This is a genomic window from Amycolatopsis sp. N2S4-7, assembly GCF_058119595.1.
The window spans coordinates 7,464,407-7,486,375 of sequence record NZ_CP172299.1 but is presented as its reverse complement, the minus strand read 5'-3'; the positions used below and the strand labels follow the sequence as shown (position 1 = coordinate 7,486,375).

24 protein-coding genes and 1 tRNA gene are annotated in these 21,969 nt (G+C 71.0%); 16 read left to right on the top strand and 9 right to left on the bottom strand.

Features of this window, described 5'->3' with window-relative positions; genetic code table 11:
• Nucleotides 1-43: 43 nt before the first annotated feature.
• Nucleotides 44-970: an LLM class flavin-dependent oxidoreductase gene (locus ACH54P_RS35620; protein ID WP_489907684.1), complete on the bottom strand. Its 927-nt coding sequence runs from the start codon at nucleotides 968-970 to the stop codon at nucleotides 44-46.
• A gap of 74 nt (nucleotides 971-1,044) precedes the next feature.
• Here ACH54P_RS35620 and ACH54P_RS35615 point away from each other — a divergent pair, with 74 nt between their 5' ends.
• The gene (locus tag ACH54P_RS35615) at nucleotides 1,045-1,818 is read left to right on the top strand and encodes an MmyB family transcriptional regulator (protein WP_489907683.1); all 774 of its coding nucleotides are present in this window, start codon (nucleotides 1,045-1,047) and stop codon (nucleotides 1,816-1,818) included.
• On the opposite strand, the gene ACH54P_RS35610 is transcribed toward ACH54P_RS35615, so the two are convergent.
• Both ACH54P_RS35610 and ACH54P_RS35605 read right to left on the bottom strand, forming a co-directional pair.
• Entirely contained in the window at nucleotides 1,794-2,297 is a 504-nt protein-coding gene (locus tag ACH54P_RS35610) for a DedA family protein (protein WP_489907682.1), read from the bottom strand. The two genes, ACH54P_RS35615 and ACH54P_RS35610, sit on opposite strands and share 25 nt — an antisense overlap.
• Nucleotides 2,269-2,871 (bottom strand): class I SAM-dependent methyltransferase, encoded by a 603-nt coding sequence (locus ACH54P_RS35605; RefSeq protein ID WP_489907681.1) that lies wholly within the window; start codon nucleotides 2,869-2,871, stop codon nucleotides 2,269-2,271. Before ACH54P_RS35605 ends, ACH54P_RS35610 begins: the two co-directional genes overlap by 29 nt.
• 132 nt (nucleotides 2,872-3,003) lie before the next feature.
• Here ACH54P_RS35605 and ACH54P_RS35600 point away from each other — a divergent pair, with 132 nt between their 5' ends.
• The 4 genes from ACH54P_RS35600 to ACH54P_RS35585 are packed head-to-tail and all read left to right on the top strand — an operon-like array spanning nucleotide 3,004 to nucleotide 6,871.
• Nucleotides 3,004-4,128 carry a sensor histidine kinase gene (locus tag ACH54P_RS35600; protein WP_489907680.1) on the top strand — a complete coding sequence of 375 codons (1,125 nt, stop codon included), beginning with the start codon at nucleotides 3,004-3,006 and terminating at the stop codon, nucleotides 4,126-4,128.
• On the top strand, nucleotides 4,125-4,781 hold the full coding sequence (locus ACH54P_RS35595; RefSeq protein ID WP_489907679.1) for a response regulator: 657 nt from the start codon (nucleotides 4,125-4,127) through the stop codon (nucleotides 4,779-4,781). The genes ACH54P_RS35600 and ACH54P_RS35595 overlap by 4 nt, the downstream gene beginning before the upstream one ends.
• Before the next feature lie 46 nt (nucleotides 4,782-4,827).
• Complete coding sequence (locus ACH54P_RS35590; RefSeq protein ID WP_489907678.1) at nucleotides 4,828-5,673, top strand: alpha/beta fold hydrolase; 846 nt, start codon at nucleotides 4,828-4,830, stop codon at nucleotides 5,671-5,673.
• Nucleotides 5,674-5,689: 16 nt separating this feature from the next.
• Nucleotides 5,690-6,871, top strand: a complete 1,182-nt coding sequence (locus ACH54P_RS35585; protein WP_489907677.1) for a PQQ-dependent sugar dehydrogenase — start codon at nucleotides 5,690-5,692, stop codon at nucleotides 6,869-6,871.
• 295 nt (nucleotides 6,872-7,166) lie between these two features.
• On the opposite strand, the gene ACH54P_RS35580 is transcribed toward ACH54P_RS35585, so the two are convergent.
• On the bottom strand, nucleotides 7,167-7,892 hold the full coding sequence (locus ACH54P_RS35580) for an SDR family NAD(P)-dependent oxidoreductase (RefSeq protein WP_489907676.1): 726 nt from the start codon (nucleotides 7,890-7,892) through the stop codon (nucleotides 7,167-7,169).
• A 30-nt stretch (nucleotides 7,893-7,922) separates the two neighbouring features.
• Here ACH54P_RS35580 and ACH54P_RS35575 point away from each other — a divergent pair, with 30 nt between their 5' ends.
• The 3 genes from ACH54P_RS35575 to ACH54P_RS35565 are packed head-to-tail and all read left to right on the top strand — an operon-like array spanning nucleotide 7,923 to nucleotide 9,204.
• Entirely contained in the window at nucleotides 7,923-8,426 is a 504-nt protein-coding gene (locus tag ACH54P_RS35575; protein ID WP_489907675.1) for an isochorismatase family protein, read from the top strand.
• Nucleotides 8,423-8,815: an NUDIX hydrolase gene (locus tag ACH54P_RS35570; protein WP_489907674.1), complete on the top strand. Its 393-nt coding sequence runs from the start codon at nucleotides 8,423-8,425 to the stop codon at nucleotides 8,813-8,815. The genes ACH54P_RS35575 and ACH54P_RS35570 overlap by 4 nt, the downstream gene beginning before the upstream one ends.
• Nucleotides 8,812-9,204, top strand: coding sequence for an NUDIX hydrolase (locus ACH54P_RS35565; protein WP_489907673.1), 393 nt, complete (start codon nucleotides 8,812-8,814; stop codon nucleotides 9,202-9,204). Before ACH54P_RS35570 ends, ACH54P_RS35565 begins: the two co-directional genes overlap by 4 nt.
• Here ACH54P_RS35565 and ACH54P_RS35560 read toward each other — a convergent pair.
• Entirely contained in the window at nucleotides 9,201-9,794 is a 594-nt protein-coding gene (locus ACH54P_RS35560) for a TetR family transcriptional regulator (protein WP_489916826.1), read from the bottom strand. The genes ACH54P_RS35565 and ACH54P_RS35560 overlap by 4 nt on opposite strands.
• 187 nt (nucleotides 9,795-9,981) lie before the next feature.
• Nucleotides 9,982-10,947: an acyl-CoA desaturase gene (locus ACH54P_RS35555; protein ID WP_489907672.1), complete on the bottom strand. Its 966-nt coding sequence runs from the start codon at nucleotides 10,945-10,947 to the stop codon at nucleotides 9,982-9,984.
• Nucleotides 10,948-11,155: 208 nt separating this feature from the next.
• On the opposite strand from ACH54P_RS35555, the gene ACH54P_RS35550 reads away from it, so the two are divergent.
• The 4 genes from ACH54P_RS35550 to ACH54P_RS35535 all read left to right on the top strand — a co-directional run bounded on the left by ACH54P_RS35550 (nucleotide 11,156) and on the right by ACH54P_RS35535 (nucleotide 15,509).
• Nucleotides 11,156-11,227 (top strand) — tRNA-Gln (locus ACH54P_RS35550).
• Between the two features lie 29 nt (nucleotides 11,228-11,256).
• Nucleotides 11,257-13,011, top strand: a complete 1,755-nt coding sequence (locus ACH54P_RS35545) for a GGDEF domain-containing protein (RefSeq protein WP_489907671.1) — start codon at nucleotides 11,257-11,259, stop codon at nucleotides 13,009-13,011.
• A 48-nt stretch (nucleotides 13,012-13,059) separates the two neighbouring features.
• Nucleotides 13,060-14,532, top strand: a complete 1,473-nt coding sequence (glmU, locus tag ACH54P_RS35540) for a bifunctional UDP-N-acetylglucosamine diphosphorylase/glucosamine-1-phosphate N-acetyltransferase GlmU (RefSeq protein WP_489907670.1) — start codon at nucleotides 13,060-13,062, stop codon at nucleotides 14,530-14,532.
• Nucleotides 14,529-15,509 carry a ribose-phosphate diphosphokinase gene (locus ACH54P_RS35535; RefSeq protein WP_395933366.1) on the top strand — a complete coding sequence of 327 codons (981 nt, stop codon included), beginning with the start codon at nucleotides 14,529-14,531 and terminating at the stop codon, nucleotides 15,507-15,509. The genes glmU and ACH54P_RS35535 overlap by 4 nt, the downstream gene beginning before the upstream one ends.
• A 341-nt stretch (nucleotides 15,510-15,850) precedes the next feature.
• On the opposite strand, the gene ACH54P_RS35530 is transcribed toward ACH54P_RS35535, so the two are convergent.
• Together ACH54P_RS35530 and ACH54P_RS35525 are read right to left on the bottom strand one after the other, a co-directional pair.
• A complete protein-coding gene (locus tag ACH54P_RS35530; protein ID WP_489907669.1) occupies nucleotides 15,851-16,492 on the bottom strand; it encodes an NAD(P)-dependent oxidoreductase in 642 nt (213 codons plus the stop codon).
• 99 nt (nucleotides 16,493-16,591) lie between these two features.
• A complete protein-coding gene (locus ACH54P_RS35525; protein ID WP_489916824.1) occupies nucleotides 16,592-17,686 on the bottom strand; it encodes a hypothetical protein in 1,095 nt (364 codons plus the stop codon).
• Nucleotides 17,687-18,053: 367 nt separating this feature from the next.
• Here ACH54P_RS35525 and ACH54P_RS35520 point away from each other — a divergent pair, with 367 nt between their 5' ends.
• From ACH54P_RS35520 to ACH54P_RS35505, 4 genes are all read left to right on the top strand, one after another.
• Nucleotides 18,054-18,659: a 50S ribosomal protein L25/general stress protein Ctc gene (locus ACH54P_RS35520; RefSeq protein WP_489907668.1), complete on the top strand. Its 606-nt coding sequence runs from the start codon at nucleotides 18,054-18,056 to the stop codon at nucleotides 18,657-18,659.
• A gap of 57 nt (nucleotides 18,660-18,716) precedes the next feature.
• Entirely contained in the window at nucleotides 18,717-19,310 is a 594-nt protein-coding gene (pth, locus tag ACH54P_RS35515) for an aminoacyl-tRNA hydrolase (RefSeq protein WP_489907667.1), read from the top strand.
• Between the two features lie 21 nt (nucleotides 19,311-19,331).
• A complete protein-coding gene (locus ACH54P_RS35510) occupies nucleotides 19,332-19,655 on the top strand; it encodes a DivIVA domain-containing protein (RefSeq protein WP_489907666.1) in 324 nt (107 codons plus the stop codon).
• A 172-nt stretch (nucleotides 19,656-19,827) separates the two neighbouring features.
• A complete protein-coding gene (locus ACH54P_RS35505; protein ID WP_489907665.1) occupies nucleotides 19,828-20,184 on the top strand; it encodes a DivIVA domain-containing protein in 357 nt (118 codons plus the stop codon).
• Nucleotides 20,185-20,235: 51 nt separating this feature from the next.
• Here ACH54P_RS35505 and ACH54P_RS35500 read toward each other — a convergent pair whose 3' ends face one another.
• Nucleotides 20,236-21,924 (bottom strand): fatty acyl-AMP ligase, encoded by a 1,689-nt coding sequence (locus ACH54P_RS35500; RefSeq protein ID WP_489907664.1) that lies wholly within the window; start codon nucleotides 21,922-21,924, stop codon nucleotides 20,236-20,238.
• Between the last annotated feature and the right edge of the window lie 45 nt (nucleotides 21,925-21,969).

The window sequence follows — 21,969 nt, the reverse complement described above, 5'->3', positions numbered from 1 at the left end:
GGTCACGGTCCCAGCCTACGTGCCACCCCCGACAGGTTTCCGATCACCGCTGGTCGCGCAGCAGCGCCACCACCTCCGCGAGCCGGGGCAGCTGGTCGTCGAAGACCTTCGGTTCCGTGCTCGCCACGCGCAGCAGGAAGTGCTCCACCCCTTCGTACTCCCGCAGCCGCGCGGCCACCTCGGCGGCGCTGCCCGTCACCTGCATCTGGATGCCCTGGACGAAGTCCGCCGGCATGCCGTAGTTGCGTTGGCAGTACTCCTCCAGCAGCGCACGTCCGCGCACGGGGTCGTCCTCCACCAGGACCGTCGCGAACAGCGCCGGGGTCACCGGGCGCGACGCCGTCGAGCGGATCTGCGCCAGCCCGGTGCCGTAGTCCGCCGGGTCGGGCGGGTAGGGCAGCCAGCCGTCGTAAAGCCGTCCGACGCGCTCCAGGGCGCCCGGCGTGTACGCCGCCAGCCAGATCGGCGGGCCGCCGGGCCGCGTCGGCGCCGGGAACGCCGGCAGCGAGTCGTAGTGCAGCACCGAGCCGTGGAACGGAGCCGACGAGCCGCTCCAGATGTGGCGCCACAGCGCCACGATGTCGTCCAGCCGCGCCCGCCGTCGCTCCCACGGGACGCCGGCGAACGCGAACTCCGGTTCGCTCCGCCCGGCGAACCCGGCGCCGACGGCCACCGTGAGCCGTCCGCCGCTGAGCAGGTCCAGGGAAAGCAGCTGGTTCGCCGTCAGCAGCGGGTTCCGCAGTGCCGGGAGGAGCGCGGACGTCCCCAGCGTCACGCGGGAAGTGCGCGTCGCGAAGGCGGCGAGCGTCGTCAGGGCGTCCAGGGGCGCCCGCGCGAGGGTGTCGCCGACCCACACCGAGTCGAGGCCGAGCCGCTCGGCTTCGACGGCGGTGTCGACCAGCTCGGGCGCGGTGCGCCCGGCGTCGAGGATGGGCTGGTAGGTCGGCACGACCAGGCCGTAGTTCGTCATGCCGGAAGCGTCGCCGAGACGGGGTATGCCCTCAATTCCCCGCGGGGAATGGCGGACCCGAGCAGGATGGACCCGTGGACTTCGGAACGGCGCTCAAGGACTGGCGGACCCGGCGGCGGCTCAGCCAGCTCGACCTGGCGTTGCGCGCGGGCACGACGCAGCGGCACGTGAGCTTCATGGAGAGCGGGCGCTCGCTGCCCGGCCGCGGCATGGTGCTGCGCGTCGCCGAGTCCCTCGAACTGCCGCTGCGCGAGCGCAACGGCCTGCTGCACGCCGCCGGCTACGCGCCGACGTACCCCGAAACCCGGCTCGACGACCCGGCGATCCGGCCGGTGCTCGAGGGGCTGCGGCGGCTGCTCGACGGCCACCGGCCCTACCCCGCGATCGTCGTCGACCGCTACGGCGTCCTCGTCGCGAAGAACGACGCGTTCGCCCTGCTCACCGAGGGTGTCTCGCCGGAGCTGCTCCGCGAACCGGTGGACACGCTTCGGCTCGCACTGCACCCGCGCGGGATGGCGCCGCGGGTGCGCAACCTCGACGACTGGGCGCGGCACATCCTCGAGCGCATCCGCAACGACCTGGCCCGCACCCCGGACGACCGGCTGGCCGCGCAGCTCGCCGAGCTGGAGGGGTACCTGCCGCCGGCGGCCGCGCCGGGGCCGGAGCACCTGGGGTTCGCGGTGCCGGTCCGGCTGGCCACTTCGGTCGGCGAGCTGCGCCTGATCACGGCGATCACGACCTTCGCGACGGCGGCGGACGTGACGGTGTCGGAGCTGAAGCTGGAGACGTTCCTGCCCGCGGACGCCGAAACCGCGGACCGGCTTCAGACCACCAGCGCCGTCACGTGACCGACCAGCAGTTCCGCGCTCGCCCACAGCACCGCCGCCGCCACGCTGCCCGCCGCGAACCGGCGGTACGGCATCGCCGCGGAGCCCGCGACGCGCGGCACCAGCTTCCGGACCCCGGCCAGGCAGCGGCCCGCGATGACCGCCGGGATGCCGTAGCGCGCGACCGCCGCTTCCGCGCGGTCCCAGCGGTCCTCACCGAGGCGGCGCGCCCACCGGGAGGCGCGCAACCGGGGTCCCCAGTGCCGTCCTTCGAGGTACGCGAGCTGGTCGCCGAGGACGGCCGCCAGCACGGCCACCGCCAGCGCGAGTCCGAGGTGGAGCGTGCCCCGCTCGGCGAGGAAGCCCATCAGCAGCAACGTCGACAGCGTCGGCAGCACGATGCCCGGCAGCAGCGCGGTTTCCGCGGTGATCAGCAGGCCGCAGACCAGGCAGACGACGACCGCGGGCGCGTCAAGCAGGGGCCGCAGCAGGCTGTCCATGCCGGGTCCTCCCCACGGCCACCGGCAGCGCCGCGCGGTAGACGAACGCGGGCGGCAGGTTGCCCCAGACGACCGGAGTGCGCTCCACGACGGCGAAACGGCTTCGCAGCGAAGCCGCGAAGCGGCGCGCGGGTGGTGTCCAGGCCGCGTGGGCGTACGCGAACGTCGTGAACCGGCCGTTCGGGGCCAGCGCCGCGAGGACGGAGTCGAGGATGCGGTGCTGGCGGTCCGCGGTCATGGCCGTCCAAGGCAGACCCGAGACGATGACGTCGACGTCTGCATGGTCGGCGAGGCAGTGCTCTGCCGAGCCGGTCACGACGGCGACCTGTGGAAAGCGCTCACGAAGAAACGACGTGAAACGCGGGTTGATCTCGTAAGCGGTCAGGCGTGCTTCGGGGCGAAGCAGCGCGAGGACAGCTTTGGTGAACACGCCGGTGCCCGGCCCGAGCTCGGCGACGCGCGTCGCGAGTTCCAGGCCGAGGCCCGCGGTCATGGTTTCGGCCAGCCGCGGCGAACTGGGCGCGATGGCGCCCGTCAACATCGGATGACGGAGGAATTCGCTGGTGATCGACATGGTCCCGACGCTAGGAACGGGAGGTGGCCGCGAATCCGTCGGATCGACCGGTGTCCTTGTCCTCCCCCGGGAGGACAAGGACGGACCGGAGGAAGGACGCGGCAGGCCAGTCCCGGCATTACGTTCGGTGGCATGGAACGACTCGTGAAGTGGGTGCGCGGGCACCGGTGGACGGTGGACCTGCCGCTGTACGCCGTTTTTCTCCTCCTCGCGCCCAGCCTGTCCGGCGAAGAACCGTGGACCACCCGCGCGTTCCCGATGGTCTTCCTGCTGCCGCTGCTGGTCCGCCGCCGGTTCCCGCGGACGACCGCGGTGCTGATCATCGCCGGGGCGACGGCGGTGTACATGAACGAGATCTGGGCGTACGACCGCGGCCGCGTCGAGCTGGGCATGGCGGTCGTGCTGTTCAACCTGGTGAAGCGGGGCGACCGGTGGTTCGGCGCGCTGATCGCCGCCTGCGTCGTCGTCCTCGACTTCATGTGGGGCTTCACCTGGGGCTCGTTCACCGAAAACCCGACCTTCACGATCATCGGCGTCCTGCCGCTGCACATCGCGGCGTGGGCGCTCGGGGAGTTCTTCCGCAAACAGGAACAGCTCGGCGCGGAGGAGGAGAAACGCGCCGACGCCCAGACGCGCGCGGCGGCCGCGGAGGAACGCACCCGGATCGCGCGGGAGCTGCACGACGTGCTGGCGCACAGCATGAGCGTGATCGTGCTGAACGCCGAAGGCGCGAAGCTCGCCCGGCACCGCGACCCCGAAGCCGTCGACCGCACGCTCGACACCATCGGCCGCACGGGCCGGGACGCGCTGGCCGAGTTGCGGCGGCTCCTCGAAGTCCTGCACGCCGGCCGGGCGGCGCGCAGTCCCCAGCCGACGCTCGCCGAGCTGCGCGAGCTCGTCGAGCAGTCCGGGCGGGACGTCACGCTCGACGTCACCGGCGACCCCGGCGGCCTGACCGCGAGCGCCGCGCTGCAGGCGTACCGGATCGTCCAGGAGGCCCTGACCAACATGATCAAGCACGCCCCGGCCGACGCGACCGGCCGCGTCAGCGTCACCTTCGCCCCGTCCGAGATCCACATCGAGGTGACGAACACCGGCGGCCACGCCGCACCCGCGCCGGCGCCCGCCCTGCCGTCGTCCGGCCGCGGGCTGACGGGCATGCGCCAGCGCGTCGAGATGTACCACGGCGAGCTGGCGACCGGGCCGCTGCCCGACGGCGGGTACCGGGTGCGCGCGAGCCTGGTGGTCGGGTCGTGACCACCCGCATCCTGCTCAGCGACGACCAGGAGCTGGTCCGCGTCGGGCTGCGCATGATCGTCGAAAGCCAGGACGACCTCGCCGTCGCGGGCGAGGCGGCCAACGGCGCGGAAGCCGTCGCGCTGGCCCGGGAGCTGCGGCCGGACCTGGTGCTGATGGACGTCCGGATGCCGGTGCTCGACGGCGTCGCCGCGACCGAGCGCATCTGCGCCGAGCTGCCGGACGTGCGCGTCCTCATCATCACGACGTTCGACCTCGACGAGTACGCGTATGCCGCGTTGCGGGCCGGGGCCAGCGGTTTCCTGGTGAAGGACGCGCCGTCGGAAGAGATGCTCGTCGCCATCCGCGGGGTGCTGCGGGGCGACTCGATGGTCTCGCCGTCGGTCACGCGGCGGCTGCTCGACCGCTACCTCGCCGACAACCGCAGCCCGGCGGACGTCGCGAAGCTCGACGCCCTGACCGAGCGCGAGAAGGACGTCCTGGGGCTCATCGCGCGCGGGCTGTCGAACGGCGAGATCGCGGCGAAGCTGTACATCGGCGAGACGACGGTGAAGACGCACGTCGGGCGGATCCTCGGCAAGCTCCGGCTGCGCGACCGGGTGCACGCCGTGGTCTTCGCCTACGAGACGGGGCTGGTGCGCCCAGGCACCTGATCACTCCCTTTTTATCCGCTTGATACGGTCGTTTAGAGTACTTTGCATGACGATCTACAAGTCAGAAACCGGCGCGCGCCTCCTCCGCGAGCGCTACCTCGACGCGTTGAAGGCCTGGCCGGTACCGCACGAACAGGTCCGTGTGCCGACGCCCGAGGGCGAGACCTTCGTCGTCGCCTCCGGCCCGGCCGAGGCCCCGCCGCTGGTGCTGCTCCACGGTTCCGGCAGCAACTCCGCGGAGTGGGCCGACCGGCTCCCGGCGCTGGCCGGCCGGTTCCGGGTGTACGCCGTCGACGTCATCGGCGAACCCGGGCTGAGCGCCGAGACGCGGCCACCGCTGGACACCGACCGGTACGCGGCGTGGCTCGACGCGGTGCTGGACCACTTCGATGTGGCGAAGGCCGCGTTCCTGACGTCGTCGTTCGGTGGCTGGCTCGCGCTCGACCACGCGATCCGGCGGCCCGAGCGCGTCGCCGCGCTGGCGCTGCGGTGCCCGATCGGCCTCGGCCCGATGAAGAAGGGGTTCGTCGTCAAGGCGGTGCTGCTGAGCGTCTTCGGCGAGCGGGGACGGCGGAAGTCCGTGGCGGACGTGCTCGGCGAGCCGCAGTCGTCGCCGATCGTGGCGCACCAGCTGCTCGTGTCCGCGCACTACCGGTACCGCACCGGCCCCTTCCCCGTCTTCGGCGACGCGGCCCTGGCCGGGCTGACCATGCCGGTGTACGCCGTGGCCGGGGCGGAGGACGCGATGGTCGACTCCGCCACGACGAAACGCCGCCTCGAGGCGGCCGGTGCCGTCGTGGACCTGGTGCCCGGCACCGGCCACTACATCCCCGGTTCGGGTGACCTGGACTTCCTCACGCGCGTTGCGGCGAACGGCGATTTCACCGCTTGATGGCAGGATGAACGGTATGCGGTGTGTCGTGGGTCTCATCGGCGTGTTGTCCCTGCTGGTCTTGGGCTGCTCGGGGGCGGAGAGCGCGCCCGTCCAGAGCGTCCCGCCCGCGGCGACCCCGGCGGCTTCGACCGGCAAGTTCAAGGTCGAGACGGTGACCGCCGGGCTCCAGCACGGCTGGGACGTCGGTTTCCTGCCCGACGGCGGGATCCTCGTGCCGCAGCGGCCCGGCAAGCTCGCACTGGTCCGCGACGGGCGGGCGGCCGAGGTCCGCGCCGACTTCTCCGACGTCCTCGTGCAGGGCGAAGGCGGGCTGCTCGGCATGGTCGTCAGCCCGGACTTCGCGACCAGCCGCGAGTTCATCACCTGCCAGGACCACCAGGAGGGCGGCAAGGCCGTCGACATCCGGCTGGTCACGTGGCGGCTGGCCGACGACGGCGGGAGCGCGTCCCGCGTCAAGAACCTGCTGACCGGGCTGCCGGTGAACCCGAGCGGACGGCACTCCGGCTGCCGCCCGACGTTCGCACCGGACGGCGCCCTGCTGGTCGGCACCGGCGACACCGCCCGCGCGACGGTCGCGCAGGACCGGCATTCGCTGGGCGGCAAGGTGCTGCGGCTGGACGCGAAGACCGGGAACCCGTTGCCGGACAACCCGTTCATCACGTCGTCGGACCCGCGCGAACGGCTGATCTACACGTACGGCCACCGCAACGTCCAGGGGGTGGCGATCCGGCCGGGCAGCGGCCAGGTGATCACCGCCGAGCACGGGCCGACGTTCGACGACGAGGTCAACCTGCTGAAGCCGGGCGGGAACTACGGCTGGGACCCGTCGAAGGGCGGCACCGAATCCAGCTACGACGAAAGCGTCCCGATGACGGACCTCACGCGCTTCCCGGACGCGGTGAGTCCACTCTGGACGTCCGGCAAGATCACCGAGGCGATCAGCGGCGATGCCTTCTTGACCGGCGCCCAGTGGGGCAAGGACGACGGCGCGCTCGTCGTGGTGGCGTTGAAGGGCCAGAAGCTGCTGCTGTACCACCTGGACGCGGCGGGCAAGGTCCTCGACGTCACGCTCCCCCCGGAGTTCGACGACAAGTTCGGCCGCCTGCGCGCGGTCCGCACGGCCCCGGACGGCGCCCTGTACGTGACGACGTCCGACGGCAGCGACGACAAGCTGCTGAAGGTCACGCCGGCCTAGCGGCTCGCGCACCCGCTCGAACCGCACGGGCGGCCGGCGGTGCCGCGCCGACTTGTGGCGCCGGAGGCTCGACCTCCCCTCAGCACGCCGGCCTGATCATGAGAAAAGCACGGCCCGGTGGGTGCCGTGGACACTTCCGCCGGGGCGGCGGATCGCGGAACATGGTCTGCACCAGGAGTTTCGCCCGCCCCCGACGCGTGTTGGACGCGGTCCGAAGAGTGCGTTCCCGCGGCAGCACCGCGCTGGTCCCCGATCGTCATCGCCGACCTGACGATCGGGGACCGGCATCCAAACGCTACTTGCCCAGGTGGGCCCCGCCGTTCACGTGAAGAACTTGGCCCGTCACGTGCCCGGCGGCGGGGCTCGCCAGGAACGTCACCACCGCGGCGACGTCCTCCGGCGTGCCCGGGCGCTTGTTCATCGTGTTCCCGATGAGCCACTCCCGGCGGCGGTCGCTCAGCTGCCCGTGGAAGAACTCGGTGTCGCCGATCAACCCCGGCGCGACGACGTTCGCGGTGATCCCGCGCGGCCCGAACTCCCTGGCCACGCTGACGTTCCAGCCCTCGACCGCGGCCTTCGCGGCGCCGTAGGAGCCGGCGCCGGTGTGCGCGGCGATCGAGCCGATCGTGATGATCCGCGCCCCGTCGGCGAACCGCTCGCGCAGCGCGTGGGTCACCAGCGCGGCACTGACCACATTGGCCTTGAGGTTCCGTTCGAACGCGGCCGCGAAACCGGCGAGACCACCGTCTTCGGCGTCGAGGAAATCCGTGTTGCCGCCGGCGTTGTTGACGAGCACGTCGACGCGGTCCGGCAACTCCTCCAGTGCGGCTTCGACGGCCGCCGGGTCGGCGGCGTCGAACACGACGGCCCGAGCGCCCAGCAGCGTCGCCGCCTCGGTGAGCACTTTCTCGCGGCGTCCGGTGATCGTGACCTTCTCGCCCGCCGCCGCGAAGGCCGCCGCGGCCGCGTAGCCGATTCCGGTGCCGCCGCCGGTCACCACCACTTCCCTGTTGTTCCCCATACCGCCGACCCTACTGCCTAGGATCGGGGCATGACCAAGATCGACCCGGCCACGTCCGCGCTCGTGCTGATCGACCTGCAGGAGCGGATCGTGGCGTTGCCGACCACGCCGTACAGCGGCGAAGAAGTCGTCACGAACGCGCTCCGGCTGCGGGCGGCGTTCCGCGAGGCGGGCGCGCCGGTGGTGATCGTCAAGGTGTCGCGGCCCGACAACCCGCCGGGCAACGAGCTCGTCTTCGAACCGGAGGACGACAAAATCGTCACGAAGTACACGATCGGCGGCTTCGCCGGCACCGACCTCGACGAGTTCCTGCGCGGCAAGGGCGTCCGCACGGTGGTGTTCGGCGGCATCGCGACGGAGTTCGGCGTCGAGTCGACCCTGCGCGCGGCCTCGGACCACGGCTACGACACCGTCGCGGTGTCGGACGCGATGACCGCGCTGTCCGAAATCTCCCACGAGAACGCGATCACGAAGATCTTCCCGCGGCTCGGCACGGTCGTGACGACGGACGAAGTGCTGGCGGGCCTGGCGTGATCGACAAGATCGCCTGGCTCCACCTCGTGGACGGCCGGATCCTGGCGGCTCGCTCACGCGGCAAGGACCGGTTCTACCTCCCCGGGGGCAAGCGCGAGCCGGGTGAGACGGACGCCGAGACGCTGGTGCGCGAGATCCGCGAAGAACTGGACGTCGAGATCACGCCGGAGTCGATCACCCCGGCGGGCACGTTCGAGGGGCAGGCGCACGGCCACGCGGCGGGCACGCTCGTCCGGACGACGGCCTACTCGGCGGACTACCGGGGAACGCTCACAGCGAGCAGCGAGATCGAGGAGATCGCCTGGCTCGGCTACACCGACCGGCCGCGGGTTTCCCTGGTGGCCCAGCTGATCTTCGACCACCTGCACGAATCCGGGCAGCTGCAATGATCGACAAGATCGCTTGGCTGCACCTGGTGGACGGCCGGATCCTGAGCACCCGTTCGCGCGGCAAGGAGGTCTACTACCTCCCGGGCGGCAAGCGCGAGCCGGGCGAAACGGACGCCGAGACGCTGGTGCGCGAGATCCGCGAAGAACTGGACGTCGAGATCAGGCCCGAGTCGGCCGCCGCGGCGGGCACGTTCGAAGCTCAGGCGCACGGCCACGCGGCGGGCACCCTGGTCCGGATGACCTGCTACACGGCGGAGTACCGCGGAACACTCACGGCGAGCAGCGAAATCGACGAGATCGCGTGGCTCGGATACCCCGACCGGACCAAGGTTTCGGCGGTCGACCAGCTCATCTTCGACCACCTGCACGAGTCCGGGAAACTGACCTAACCCAGCCGGAGCTTCGGCTTGTGCTCCAGGTGCGACAGCCCGTTCCAGGCCAGGTTCACCAGGTGGGCCGCGACCTCGTCACGCTTCGGCTTGCGCGCGTCCAGCCACCACTGGCCGGTCAGCGCCACCATGCCCACCAATGCCTGCGCGTACAACGCCGCCAGCTTCTCGTCGTACCCGCGCGCCGCGAACTGCTGGGCCAGGATGTGCTCCACCTGGCTCGCGATGTCGTTCAGCACCGTGGAAAACGTGCCCGTGGAGCTCGCCACCGGCGAATCGCGGACCAGGATGCGGAAGCCGTCGTGGGAATCCTCGACGTACGACAGCAGCGCCGTCGCGGCCTGTTCCAGCATCGCTCGCGGGTGACCGCCGTGGAGGGTGGAGACCATGCGGTTGAGCAGCAGCTGCGTTTCGCGGTCCACGACCACCGCGTAGATGCCCTCTTTGCCGCCGAAGTGTTCGTACACCACGGGTTTCGACACGTTGGCGCGGTGCGCGATCTCCTCGATCGACGTGCCGTCGAAACCCTTCTCGGCGAACAGCGCCCGCGCCACGTTCAACAGCTGCTGACGCCGCTCGCTGCCGGTCATCCGGACGCGCGTCACCGGGGCGACCGGACGCGCCCCGGTGACCTGCTGTTCTCTCTTGGAACGTCGTCTCCCCGCCATCGGGGCAGCCTACAGCGAGGCTTATTCAGCCGTCGGCCGCCGCACGGCATTTGTGCTGACCAAAGGCCCGTGCGCGGGCGGCGACGGCCTAACCAGAATAAGCCTCGGACTAGCCCTTTTCCGTGGCGATTCGGGCCAAACGCTGCGGGGTCGGCCAACGCACGTCGTGCACCCAGCCGAACTTCTCGAAGATCCAGATCAGCCGTGCGGAGATGTCGATCTGGCCGCGCTTGACGCCGTGGCGCGCCGACGTCGGGTCGGCGTGGTGCAGGTTGTGCCACGACTCGCCGAACGAGAAGATCGCCAGCGGCCAGAAGTTCGCCGACTTGTCCCGCGCGTTGAACGGGCGCTCACCGATCATGTGGCAGATCGAGTTGACCGACCAGGTCACGTGGTGCAGCACGCAGATGCGCACCAGCCCGGCCCAGAAGAACGCCGTCACCGCGCCCCAGAAGGACCACGAGATCAGGCCGCCGAGCAACGCCGGCAGCAGCAGGCTGACCAGTGCCCACAGCCAGAACAGCTCGTCGACCTTCTTGATCGCCGGGTCCTTGACCAGGTCCGGCGCGAAGCGCTCGGCGTTGGTCTGGTCGCGCTCGAACAGCCAGCCCATGTGCGCGTGCCAGAAGCCCTTGGCGATGGCCCACGGCGAGGTGCCGAACGCCCACGGCGAGTGCGGGTCGCCGTCGCGGTCGGAGAACGCGTGGTGGCGGCGGTGGTCGGCGACCCAGGTGATCACCGGGCCCTGCAGGGCGATGCTGCCCGCGATGGCCATGAACACGCGCAGCCACTGCTTGGCCTTGAACGAGCCGTGCGTGAAGTAGCGGTGGTAGGACACCGTGATGCCGAGCCCGCTGACCGCGTAGAACAGCACGAAGATGCCGACGTCGACCCAGCTCAGTCCCCAGCCCCAGGCGAACGGCACGGCGACCAGGAGGGCCACCAGCGGCGCGATCACGCCGAAGTAGACCGACAGCTGCACGCCGATGCCGCGCGTGCCTTCGGTGACAGGTTTGGGCCCCTTGGGAGCCGGCGGCTCCCCCGTGGGCTGAGAGCGGTCGAGCGTGGCCGTCATACGCTTCACTTCTTCCTACAGCGGGCGCCCTTTGACCAAGGGTGACCTAACCTACGATGCCGTAAGTTACGGTACAGGAGGTTCGGGCGGCTGGGGAGTGCCTGAACCCACACAACCGGTGTTCGGAACCGGAGTACCCGGAAGACGGGCCGGTAACGCATCCCCCGCGCGGACGACACCCGATCGTCGCTATCCTGACCAGGATCGATCCGCCGTAGTGTAATCGGCAGCACTTCAGATTTTGGTTCTGACAGTTCAGGTTCGAATCCTGGCGGCGGAGCAGACGACCCGACCCACGACACCGGGAGGATGGCGCTGACCGAAGAGGCGACCGACCCGGTGGCGGCCAGGCGGCCCGCGCTGATCGAGATGTCCGACGCCTGGCTCGTCGGACGAGCGCGCGAGCTGGTCGCTGCGGTCCAGCGGCGGGGGTACACCGAGCAGCTCGACATCGTCGCGCAGCTCGACGAGCTCCTCGACGAAACCCAACGCCGCGGCGAGCCGATGCTGGTCGCGCAGCTGCTGCGCGCGTCGGCACTCGCGCGCCTGGTCACCAAGGGCCTGGCCGCCGAGGCCGAGCCCCGGCTGGACGAGATGCTCGCGCACACCCGCCGGCACGGCCTCGCGCTGCTGCGGGCCGACGCGCACGCGCTGCGCGGCCGCCGGCTGGTCATCGCGTCGCAGGAGGACGCGGCGCTCACCGAGATCGCGCGCGCTCTGGCCATCCTCGACGACTCCGCGATCCCGGACCGGCAGGTCGGCGTCCGCAACTGGAACCGGATGCTGTCGACGACGCTGATCGACTGCTGGCTCGTGCTGAACCAGCTCGGCGTCTACGAGGCCGCCGAAGAGGTGATCGGCCGGGCCGCCACCGCGATCCGCGAGAGCGCGAGCCCGCACGAGATCGCCCTGCAGCTGATGAACCGCGTGAAGATGCTGCTCGGCTGGGGCCTGCGGCTCGAGCGCATCGACGAGTACGACGAGAGCGCCGAGAAGTTCCGCACCGCCGCGTCCATGGCCGTCGCCGCGGAGGGCCCGTTCGCCGAGTCGCTGTTCCCGCGCCTGGCGAACGTCCCGGCCGTCGACCAGGTCGGCGTGCTCGCGGCGGCGCTCGCCCTGCACTCGCCCGCGCCCGAGCACGTCGACCGGCTGCGGCAGCTGCACGAAGGCACCAGCTACCCGGGCGAACGCGAGATCGTCGCCATCGCGCTGGCCCGCTGCCTGGACAAGGCCGGACAGCGCGAAGAGGCCCTGGACGTGCTGCGGTCGGCCCGCGAGTCGCTGGGCGACGACAACTCGCAGCCGTCGATGCGGCTCAACATCGCGCGGGAGCTGGCCCGGCTCGACACGAGCCCGGACTACGCGTCCGGCGCGAGCCAGTCCCTGATCGACTACGCGACCCGGCTCGAGTCCGAGATGTGGAGCCTGCGCGAGTCGCAGATCGCCACGCTGAACGCCCGCCGCGAGCACGAACGGCTGTCCGCCGAGCACGGCGCGATCACCCAGCAGGCGCTGCAGGACCCGCTCACCGGCCTGCCGAACCGGCGCGCGCTCGACGAGAAGCTGCGTCAGCTCGCGTCGTCGGCCGACGCGCAGCCCCTCGCCGTCGCGCTCGTCGACCTCGACGGCTTCAAGGGCGTCAACGACAAGCAGTCGCACGCCGAAGGCGACAACGTCCTGCGTGTCGTCGCGAGCACGCTTCGTGACGCCCTGCGCGGTGACGACCTGGTGGCGCGTTACGGCGGCGACGAGTTCATCGTGCTGCTCCCCGGCACGCCGGCGTCCGCGGCGAAGATGGCGCTCGGCCGCGCAGTGAAGTCCGTCGCAGGCCTGCCGCACCACCTTTCGCACGGCGTCACGCTGTCGATCGGCCTCGTTTCGCTGCGGCCGCAGGAGCGCGGCGAGCAGGTCCTCGCGCGCGCGGATGCGGCCATGTACCAGGCGAAACGCGGTGGCGGCAACCAGGTGGCGTCGGCCAACTCGATGGCGGCCGACCCGGCGGCCGCGTGGGCGGGCGAGGCCCCTCCCACCGACCCCGCGTGGGACGCCGAAGAGCACAGTTAGGATCTGAGCCCGACAGAAGCCATCTTTTGGTTACCGTTGGGAGCGTCGTTGACCGGCCCGCTGAGCACGTTGATCCTCGCCGCGGGTGAAGGCACCCGCATGCGTTCCTCGACGCCGAAGGTGCTGCACCCGATCGCCGGGCGGCCCCTCGTCGAGCACGCCGTCCGGGCCGCCGCCGGCCTGAACCCGGAACACCTCGTGGTGGTGATCGGCCACGGCCGTGAGGCGGTCGGCGAGCGGCTGGCCGCGGTCGGGGAGGCACTCGGCCGTTCGGTCGGCACCGCGGTCCAGGCCGAGCAGAAGGGCACCGGCCACGCCGTGTCCTGCGCGCTCGCGACCCTGCCCGCCGACCTCACCGGCACCGTGATCGTCAGCTACGGCGACGTCCCGCTGCTCGACACCGCGACGCTGGGCGCGCTGCTCGACGAGCACACCGAGGCGAAGAACGCGGTCACCGTGCTCACCTCGGTGGTGGCCGACCCGGCGGGTTACGGCCGCATCGTGCGCGACGCGGCGGGCAAGGTCACCGGGATCGTCGAGCACAAGGACGCCACCCCGGAGCAGGCGGAGATCACCGAGATCAACTCGGGCGTGTACGCCTTCGACGCCGCGGTGCTGCGCGACGGCCTCTCGCGGCTTTCGACCGACAACGCGCAGGGCGAGCTCTACCTCACCGACGTGCTGGGCATCGCGAACGGCGACGGCCTGCACGTCGGCGCGCTCGTCGTCGACAACCCGTGGCTGACCGAGGGCGTCAACGACCGCGTCCAGCTGTCGGCGCTCGGCGCCGAGCTCAACCGCCGGATCGTGCAGCGCTGGCAGCGCGAGGGCGTCACCGTCGTCGACCCCGCCTCGACGTGGATCGACGCCGGCGTGACGCTGTCGCGGGACGTCGTCATCGAGCCCGGCGTGCAGCTCCGGGGCACGACGTCGGTCGGCGAGGGCAGCACGGTCGGGCCGGACAGCACCCTGACGAACGTCAAGGTCGGCGCGGGCGCGTCGGTCGTGCGGGTCCACGGCTCCGACTCCGAGCTGGGCGACCGCGTCAACGTCGGCCCGTTCACCTACCTGCGGCCCGGCACGAAGCTGGGCGAGAAGGGCAAGCTCGGCGCGTTCGTCGAGACGAAGTCCGCCGACATCGGCGCGGGCACGAAGGTGCCGCACCTGACCTACGTCGGGGACGCCACCATCGGTGAGCACAGCAACATCGGCTGCTCCAGCGTTTTCGTGAACTACGACGGCGTGCACAAGCACCGGACCGTTATCGGGTCGTATGTCCGGTTGGGCGCGGACAACACCTTCGTCGCTCCGGTGCAGGTCGGCGACGGCGCTTACAGTGGTGCGGGTGCGGTCATCCGGGAGGACGTCCCGCCGGGCGCCCTCGCGGTGTCCGCACCGCCGCAGCGCAACATCGAAGGCTGGGCGGTCCGGCGCAGGCCGGGCACGCCCGCGGCGGAGGCGGCCCAGGCCGCCCTCGACGCCGATTCAGCAGCAGGAACCGACGGGGAGTCGCCAGCATGAGTCCGAAGTCAGGCACACCGAAGAAGAACTTGATGCTCTTCTCCGGCCGGGCCCACCGGGAGCTCGCCGAAGAGGTGGCCGAGCACCTCAACGTGACGATCACCCCGCAGACGGCGCACACGTTCGCCAACGGCGAGCTGTTCGTCCGCTTCGAGGAGTCCGTCCGCGGCACCGACGCCTTCGTCATCCAGGCGCACACCACGCCCATCAACGAGTACGTGATGGAGCAGCTGATCATGGTGGACGCGCTCAAGCGGGCGAGCGCGAAGCGGATCACGGTGGTCATGCCGTTCTACCCGTACGCGCGCCAGGACAAGAAGCACAAGGGCCGCGAGCCGATCTCGGCGCGGCTGATCGCGGACCTGTTCAAGACCGCGGGCGCCGACCGGATCATGACGGTCGACCTGCACACCGCGCAGATCCAGGGCTTCTTCGACGGCCCGGTCGACCACCTGATGGCGCAGACCGTGCTGGCCGACCACATCAAGAAGACCTACGGCAACGCCGACATCACCGTCGTCTCGCCGGACTCGGGCCGCGTGCGGCTGGCCGAGAAGTGGGCGCAGACGCTGGGCGACCGGCCGATCGCGTTCATCCACAAGACGCGCGACCCGGACAAGCCGAACCAGGCCGTGGCCAACCGCGTGGTCGGCAAGGTCGAGGGCAAGCTCTGCGTGCTGATCGACGACATGATCGACACCGGCGGCACGATCGTGAAGGCGACGGAGGCCCTGATCGACGAGGGCGCGGCCGACGTCGTCATCGCGACGACCCACGGCATCCTGTCCGACCCGGCGACCGAGCGGCTCTCGCAGTGCAAGGCGCGCGAGGTCATCGTGACGAACTCGCTGCCGATCCCCGAGGAGAAGCGGTTCGAGGGCCTGACGGTCCTGTCGATCGCCCCGATGCTGGCCGAGGCCATCCAGCAGGTCTTCGAGGACGGCTCGGTGACTTCGCTGTTCGACGGCAACGCCTGAGGTTCCCCGGAAAGCCCGCTCTCCCTCGGAGGGCGGGCTTTCCGCTGCCCGCGAAAGCCCGGGGCCGGCCGCCCTCGGCTCCGGCCGGTTTCGCGCCGTTCCCAGAGCCGGCCACGGCGACCGCGAGGCGGCCATCGAGCAGCGCGGCCGTCGAGGACGCGCGAACTGACCCAGCGCAGGGCCGGCGCCGACGCCCGCGAACTCCTCGACGCGCCCCGGCGCCTGCTGGGCACGGTCGAGGAGATCGCCGGGCAGCTCGAACGGCGCGACCGCTACGGCTTCTCCTCCCTCACGGTCTTCGAGCCGAACCTCGAGACGTTCGCCCCCGGGATCCGCGAGCTTCAGTAAGCGACGGTGAAGCGCGCGCGGCGGTGCTTCGGCTGCTCGATCTCGTCGACGTACGCGATCGCGTAGTCGTCGCCGCCGATGAACGACTTTCCGTTCTCGTCCGTCAGCAGCACGTCGCCGCCGAGGCGGAACCGGCCCGTGCGCTCGCCCGGGACCCACGCGCCGAACTCGGCGGCGGGGCTGACGTAGAACCAGTCGAGGTCCTCGGGCTGCTCGCGCAGCAGGTCGAGCACCGCGGCGTGGCTGCCGGCCTCGTCCTTGTACTCCTCGGGGAACTCCGGGGTGTCGAACAGCCGCGGGCCGCCCTCGGCGACCAGCAGGCTCGACGCGCCGCCGACGAACGACAGCCGGACGCCGTTCTCGCGCGCGATCCGGGCCAGCCCGGGCACCGCGTCGATCAGCTTCTTGCCGTCGATCGCGCGGGCCGGGGTGGCCACCACGATGACGTCCGCGTCCTTGGCGACCTGCGCGACGAAGTCCTCGTCGTGCAGCGAACCCTGCCGCGCGTCGACGCCGTCGGGCACCGAGCCGGGGTTCCGCGCGACGCCGACCACCTCGTGCCCTCGCCGCAGCGCCTCGGCGCCGATCTTGCCCCCGGCGTACCCGGTCGCTCCGAAAACCACCAGCTTGGCCATGTGCTTCTCCCGTTCGTTCTCGGCTGTTCGCAGCCGATGCTAGGAACGGAAGATCACCTACTTCAACGGGAGCAACGCACCCCCGGGTAGGCGTCCAGGTCAGCCGCCCAGTGCCGCGAACTCCGCGGCCACCTTCTGCTTCACGGCGTTGGCGTCGAGGGCCGCGCGGACCTCCGCCGTCGCGTTCGGCTTGGACAGCACCTGGTAGCTGGCCGTGCGGTTGGGCAGTTTGAACTTGACGGTGCAGGACAGCTTGATCGTCGCGTACGGTTCCGCGTCGCCGGCCGCCGTGCACGTCTGCGCGCCGAGCGACTCGGCGCTGACCTCGACCGAGAGGTTGATGTGCACGACGCTCTTCTCCCCCGACGCCGGCGAGCCGACGACGCTGTTGGAGACGTCGACCGTCGTCGTGCAGGAGCCGACGAAGTCCTTGCAGTCGAGGTTGTCGTTCGTGACCACGGCGCTGGCCTGCACCAGGCCCTCGAACGGCTGCCCGAGCCCGCCGACGGTGTTCTCCAGGTCGGTGCGGAACGCCTTCAGCGGGTCGCCGGTCAGCGGGGTGAGCTGGAACTCGGCGCCGTACTTCGGGCCGGCCTGCGGGTCGAGCAGCACCGGGGCGAAGCTGACGACGCGGTTCGGCTTGGCCGTGGTGACGCGCAGGACGCTCGGTGCGGCGCCGAGCTGGTAGACCTCGGTGCCGTCCGGGAGCTTCGCCTTGACCGGCTGGCCCATCCGGTCAAGCCCGGCCGTCGCCTTGCGCAGGCCGTCGGCGAGCGCGGCCGGGCCGAACCGCGTCACCGGGTCGAAGGGCAGCTCGGAACCGAGCGAACGCACCCAGCTCGTGCCGAACTGCGCGCCCTCGTCGATGGCGTGGGCCTTCCAGTAGTCGGCGTCGGCCTGCAGGTAGAACTGGCCGGCGGCGGCGACCACCTGGACGACCCGCCCGTCGAGCGGCAGCGCGCCGACGGCGAAGCCGCCGCGGGTGACCCGGAACTGCTGCTCGGCGCCCTTGACCGTGGACTTCAGGGCCAGCGCGGGTGCCTTGCCGAGCGCCGTGAGGGCCGCGTCGACAGCGGTGCGCTGCTCGGCGCGCAGATCGGCCGTCCGCTGATCGGCCGCGGAGACGCCGGCGGTACCGGGGACCGCGACCTGGCAGCCCGCCAGCAGTCCGCCCAGCAGCAGCACCGCTGCCACCATGCTCCGTCGAGCCCACATGTCCGCCCCCTGCTCTCCCGCTGCGCCGAGCACACCTCGACCGGCGAAGTTCCGCCACCGGATTTGTGTCGTCACGCACCGGGTTCCAGGAGGGTTCTAGCCTGGGCCGGGCACCCGCCGCAACCCACCGTGATGAGGTTGGTTTACACTCTTGAGGTTGTCTCGGCGAGGCGGGGCCCTTCTGGGGTGCCCGGCGTGATCGACGCGGCGGCTCGAGTAGCCCCCGCTGTCGTGCACGCCCGGAAACTCGCCGCCGAACGCAACCGCCTGAACAGAACAACCCGCATCCCCCGCCGCAGCATGCTGTTCACCGCACCATGTTCGTGATTTGAAGGAGTGCCACACCGTGTCCGAGGTACGTCTGTCCGTCGAGCCGCGCACCGAGTTCGGCAAGGGCGCCGCGCGCCGCACGCGTCGCGCCGGCAAGATCCCCGCCGTCCTCTACGGCCACGGCTCGGACCCGCGGCACTTCGCGCTGCCGGCTCTCGAGTTCGCCCGCGTCGTCCGTGAGAACGGCTCCAACGCCGTCATCACCCTCGACCTCGAGGGCTCCGACGAGCTGGCGCTGACGAAGACCATCGTCGTGCACCCGCTCAAGAACTACATCGAGCACGTCGACCTGCTGGTCGTGAAGCGCGGCGAGAAGATCGTCGTCGACGTCCCGGTCGTCGTCACCGGCAACCCCGGCCCCGGCGGCCTGGTCAACCAGGACGTGGACACCCTCCAGGTCGAGGTCGAGGCGCTGCACATCCCGGAGCAGTTCGAGGTCTCGATCGAGGGCCTCGAGATCGGCTCCCAGGTCCTCGCGGGCCAGGTCGAGCTGCCGCAGGGCGCCACCCTGGTCACCGACCCCGAGTCGCTGGTCGTGGCCGTCAACGAGCCGCAGCGTGAAGAGGCCGAGGACGAGGGCGCCGCCGAGGCGGGCGACGAGTCGGCCGAAGCCGCCGAGTAGTTCCGACCCACCACCACCCTCAACGGAGGAGCTTCGCTCCGCTGTTACCTTTTTCGCATGACCGAAGACCTGCCCGGGGCCGGCGAGCTGATCCTGCTCGCCGGCCTCGGCAATCCCGGACCCCAGTACGCCGGAAACCGGCACAACGTCGGCTTCATGGTGCTGGACGAGCTCGCCGCCCGGATCGGCGGCAAGTTCAAGACGCACAAGAGCGGCGGCGAAGTCCTCGAGGGCAGGCTGGCCGGCCGCCGCGTCGTGCTGGTGAAGCCGCGGTCGTTCATGAACCTCTCCGGCGGCCCGGTGGTCGGCGCGGCGCGGTTCTACAAGGTGCCGCCGACGGGCCTGATCGTGGTGCACGACGAGCTGGACGTCGACTTCGGCGCGCTGAAGCTCAAGTTCGGCGGCGGCGACAACGGCCACAATGGACTTCGTTCGATCACGAAGTCCCTCGGCACCCGCGACTACTACCGGGTGCGGTTCGGGATCGGCCGCCCGCCGGGCCGCCAGGACCCGGCGGACTTCGTGCTGAAGGACTTCTCGACGGTCGAGCGCAAGGAGCTCCCGTTCGAGGTGGACCGGTGCGCGGACGCGACCGAAGCCCTGATCGGCACCGGCCTCGCGGCCGCGCAAAACTCCTTCCACGCGGGCTGACATGGGTGGCAAGGTGAAGCCATGACCCCCGACGAAGTCCGGGCGATCGCGTTCGGCAAACCCCGGTTCGGCCGTCGCGGCTACAACGAGGACGAGGTCGACGCGTTCCTCGACCTCATCGCGGAGGCACTGGCCGGGCGGAACATCCTCACCCCCGACGACATCCACTACGTCGAATTCACCATCATGCCGGTCGGCATGCGCAGCTACGACCAGGCCCAGGTCGACCTGTTCCTGGACGAGGCAGAGGCAGCCCTGGTGGAGCTACGCAACCCGCCGCCACCGCCGCCGGTCGTCGAGGACGCGCGACCGCAGGGTCCCCGGAAGTGGTTCGGCCGCGCCTGACCGGCTGGTGTGAAACCCGCCACATGGCGGTCCGTAGTCCCGGCTCACCCGAAGGCGGCCCCGCGCCGCCCGTGGGGGTGAGGTTCGGGGCTTGCTCTTCCGGTGGAGGCGGCCAAGGGTTAGGACGGATGCGGGAGTTCGCGCCCGCCCAACCCCGGAATCGGAGAGTTCCATGTCGTTCACCGCCGAAGACCTCGCCGAGGTCACCTTCGGTAACGCCCCGATCGGCCGCCGTGGCTACGCGAAGCACGAGGTCGACGAGTTCGTCCGGCGGATCGCCAAGACGATCGCCGAGGAGGACGACCTGACCGCCGCCGAAGTGCACCACGTCATGTTCTCGAAGCCGCTGATCGGCAAGCGCGGCTACGACGAACGCGAGGTCGACGAATTCCTCGACAAGGTGGAGGACCAGCTCGCCGCCCGCACCGGCCACGCCCCGGACCTCCCGGGCGCCCGCACGTCGCAGGAGGCCACTTCCGAGCGCGCGGCCCCGCCGACCCTCCGGGCCGAACGCCTCCAGCAGCGCTGACCCGGCGGTCCCGAGTGACTCGTCCAGGGCCTGGACGAGTCATCCGGGACCCTAGGCGTCGGCGTTCTTCTTGATCTTGTCCCCGAACTGCTGAGCCGTCGCCGCGCGCTTGACCTTGCCCGACGGCGTCTTCGGCAGGCTGCCCGCCGGCAGCACCACCACCGCGTACGGCCGCATGTCCACAGCGTCGCGGACCCGGGCCGACACCTGCTTCATCAGGTTCTTCTCGGCCTCGGCGTCACCCGCCAGCTTCGACTCGACGACCACGGCGAAGCGCTCGCGACGGCTGCCCGCGTCCAGCCGCACGGCCACCGCGTTGCCCGCCCGCACGCCCTCGACCGACGTCGCCGCGCGCTCGATGTCCGTCGGGTACAGGTTGCGGCCGCCCATGATGATGACGTCCTTGCGGCGGCCGCAGATGACGATCTGGCCGTCGACCAGGTAGCCGAGGTCACCGGTGTTGAGCCAGCCGTCCGCGTCCTGCGTGTCGAGCGGCCCTTCCATGGTCAGGTAGCCGGGCGTCATGGCCTCGCCGCGCAGCCGGATCTCGCCGACCTCCCGCTCGCCGACCCGCTCACCGGCGTCGTTGACGATCTCCGCCTCGAGCCCGTCCAGCGGACGGCCGAGCAGCGCGAACGACCGGACGCTGTCGGTGCCGCGCCGCGGGTCGCCCTCGGGCACCGGTACCGCGCGGTTGTCCGCTTCCAGGGCCTCCGCCTCGACGACGTCGAGGGTGAGCCCGGTGAACAGCGGCGCGAACGACACCGCGAGCGTCGCTTCGGCCATGCCGTAGGCCGGGAAAACGCATTCCGCCGGCATCTTGAACCGGGCGCCGGCGTCCACAAAGGTCTGGACGGCGGTCTCGTCGATGGGCTCGGCGCCGTTCAGCGCGATCCGCAGCTTCGAGAGGTCGTAGGCGGTCTCGTCGTCGACGCGGGCCATCCGGCGCCCGACGATCGCGTACGCGAAGTTCGGCGCCGCCGTCGTGGTGCCGTGGTACTTGGTGATCAGCTCGGGCCAGATCAGCGGACCGGACAGGAACTCGACCGGCGTGATCTTGACCAGCTCGACGCCGAAGGTCATCGGCACGGTCAGGAAGCCGACCATGCCCATGTCGTGGAACGTCGGCAGCCAGGACACCATGACGTCGACGTCGAAGTCGAACTCCGCGCGGTCGACCATGGCCTTGACGTTGGAGTACAGGTTCCCGTAGGTGATCCGCACGGCCTTGGGGTCGGCGGTCGAGCCGCTCGTCAGCTGCAGCAGCGCGGTGTCGCCCTCGTCGGTGGTGACGACCTCGGCGAGCGGCTCGGCTTCCGCCAGCTCGGTGACGAGCTTGAACCCGATGCCCTTCTCGCTCAGGACGGGCGCGAGCTGGTCGAAGGGCTCGCCCAGCAGCACGAGGTCGGAGCCGATCATCCCGAGCACCCGCACGGTGTCCTCGGCCCATTCGGCGAGGTCGGTGCGCGGGGTCGGCTGGTGCAGCATGGTGACGCTGCCACCGGCCAGCCACACAGCCTGCACGGTCGGCGCGATGAGCACCGGCGCCGCGGCCAGCACCGCGACGGCGCCCCCGCGCTCGAACCCGCCCGCGACAAGCCCGCCGGCGATCCGCCGGGCTTCCTCGTGCACCTCGGCCCAGGTCCGGCGGACCGGCTCCTTGGGCTCCCCGGTGACCATGCCCCGCTGCTGACCCCGCTTCGTCGCGGTGGCGACGAGCGTGTCCACGAACCTGCTCATGGCGCAGACATTACTGTCTGCCCTTCACCGGTCGCGTGCCAACAC